This window comes from Variovorax sp. 10L421, assembly GCF_056395365.1.
In genome coordinates this window covers 1-2,359 of sequence record NZ_JBFTJJ010000063.1, presented here as the reverse complement: position 1 = coordinate 2,359, position 2,359 = coordinate 1, and the positions used below count along the sequence as shown (strand labels likewise).

Below are 2,359 nucleotides of genomic sequence, written 5' to 3'. Positions count from 1 at the left end.
GCGGAAGGCCAATTGGAGTACCTGGGCCGCATCGACCACCAGGTGAAGGTGCGGGGCTTCCGCATCGAGCTGGGGGAGATCGAGGCGCAGTTGCTGGCGCAGCCTGAGGTGAGGGAAGCGGTGGTCATCGCCAACGAAGGCCCGACGGGCACGCGGCTCGTGGGTTACGTGTCGGGGCAAGACCTCGACACGACGGCACTGCGCGAACGCCTGGGCGAAGCACTGCCCGACTACATGGTGCCGAGCGTGCTGGTGGTGCTCGATGCACTGCCGCTGAACGCCAACGGCAAGGTGGACCGCAACGCGTTGCCGGCGCCGGAGTTCTCGGCGGGCAACGCATATGAAACGCCACTGGGAGAGACGGAAGAGAAGCTGTCCGCGATCTGGGCGGAAGTGCTGGGCGTGCAGCGCGTGGGCCGCAACGACAACTTCTTCGAACTCGGCGGCCATTCGCTGCTGTCCGCGCGGCTCGTGGCGCGCCTGCATGCCGCCATGCACAGTGAACTCACCATCCGCGACGTCTTCCAGTACCCGACCCTGGCTGCCATGGCTGCCCGGATCGCCGGGGCCCTCCGGGACAGCCCCGTGGTCCAGGCCCTTTCAGAAATCGATTCGCTGATCGACAGCATGGAGACCGTTTGATGGAAACCACCGCAGCCCGCCGCATCGCCGAGCGCTTCTCCCGGTTGCCGGCCGAGCAGCGCCGCGTGGTGTACGAGGGCATCCGTTCCAAGGGCCTGACGCTCGATCAGTTTCCCATCCTGCCGCGCGAAGACGCCGCGCAGGACCGCTGCCATGTCTCCTACGCGCAGTTGCGCCAGTGGTTCCTGTGGCAGCTCGATCCGCAGAGCACGGCCTATCACGTGAGCGATGCGCTCAAGCTCACGGGGGCGCTGGACGTGGACGCGGTGCGAACCAGCTTCGAGGCATTGGTGGCACGCCACGAATCGTTGCGCACGGTGTTTCGCGCCGATGCCGACGGACTCGCCGAGCAGGTAATTCGCGAGGACGGCCAACTCGACTTCTCGCTGCTGGACCTGAGCCTGGCGGACGCCGGCGCTCGCGAGGCCATGGCCCGCGAAGCGGCACGGCGCATCGGCAACACGCCCTTCGACCTGACGCGGGGACCGCTGATGAGGGTGGCGCTGATCCGCCTGGCGCCCGAAACGCACGTGCTGGTGCTGGTAATGCACCACATCGTCTCGGACGGCGGGTCGCTGCAGATCATCGTGGACGAGTTCGCGGCGCAGTACCGCGCTTGCGTGCAGCACGAAGCAGTGGTGTTGCAGCCGATGCCGATCCAGTATGCCGACTACGCAGTGTGGCAGCGGCACTGGCTGGAGGCCGGCGAGCTGGAGCGCCAGCTCGCCTACTGGAAGACGCAGCTCGGCGGGACGCAGCCGGTGCTGCAACTGCCGCTCGACCACGCCCGCAGGCCCGATGGCCGGTACGGTGCGGCCACCCACCGGTTCGAAGTGCCCGCGTCGCTGGTTCAGGGCCTGCAGAAGCGGGCCCGGCATCAGGAGGGCACGCTGTTCATGGTGCTGCTGGCCGGTTTCCAGGTGCTGCTGGGCCGCTACAGCGGCCAGGAAGACATTCGCGTGGGCGTGCCGATCGCGAATCGCCATCGCGTGGAGACCGAAGGCGTGGTTGGCTTTTTCGTCAACACGCAGGTGCTGCGCGCGCTGGTGGACAGCCGCACCAGCCTGCTGCAGGTGCTGGCGCAGGCGCACGAAGCGGCGCTGGGTGCGCAGATGCATCAGGACCTGCCGTTCGAGCAACTGGTCGAAGCGCTGCAGCCGGAGCGTGTGCCGGGCATCCAGCCGTTGTTCCAGGTGTTGTTCAATCATCAGCGCGGAGATTTCTCGGGACTGGATGGGCTGCCGGGCCTTGCGCTGGAACCCTACGGCCTGGGGGCGCAGGCCGCGCAGTTCGATCTGATGCTGGTCACCGACGAGAGCCCTGACGGTCGGCTGCATGCGACGTTCAGCTACGCGGCGGAGCTGTTCGAGGCGCGGACCATGGAGCGCATGGCGGACCACTACCTGGCGGTGCTGCAGGCTCTGGCGGACCACCCCGAGCAGACGGTGGGCGACGTGGCGCTGCTGGGCGAGGCGGAGCGTGCGCAACTGGCCTCGTGGGGTGCGTGCAGGCAGGCAGCCGAAGCGGGCGAGCCGATCCACCGGCTGATCGAACGGCAAGTGCGTGCGCGCCCCGAAGCACCCGCGCTGTGCTTCGGCGAGCAAACGCTGAGCTACGGCGAACTCAACACACAGGCCAACCGCCTTGCACACCGGCTGATCGCCCGGGGCGTGAAGCCCGAGACCAAGGTGGGCATCGCGGTGGAACGCTCCATCGA

Annotated in this window: 2 protein-coding genes; both read left to right on the top strand. The window is 67.8% G+C overall.

What is annotated here, in order from left to right; all coding sequences use genetic code 11:
• Window positions 1-642 (top strand): phosphopantetheine-binding protein (locus AC1DFC_RS29700; protein ID WP_478180576.1); only part of this gene is annotated, 642 nt, incomplete at its 5' end.
• A partial coding sequence (locus AC1DFC_RS29695) for a condensation domain-containing protein (protein ID WP_478180575.1) occupies window positions 642-2,359 on the top strand: 1,718 nt, incomplete at its 3' end. The genes AC1DFC_RS29700 and AC1DFC_RS29695, both read left to right, overlap by 1 nt.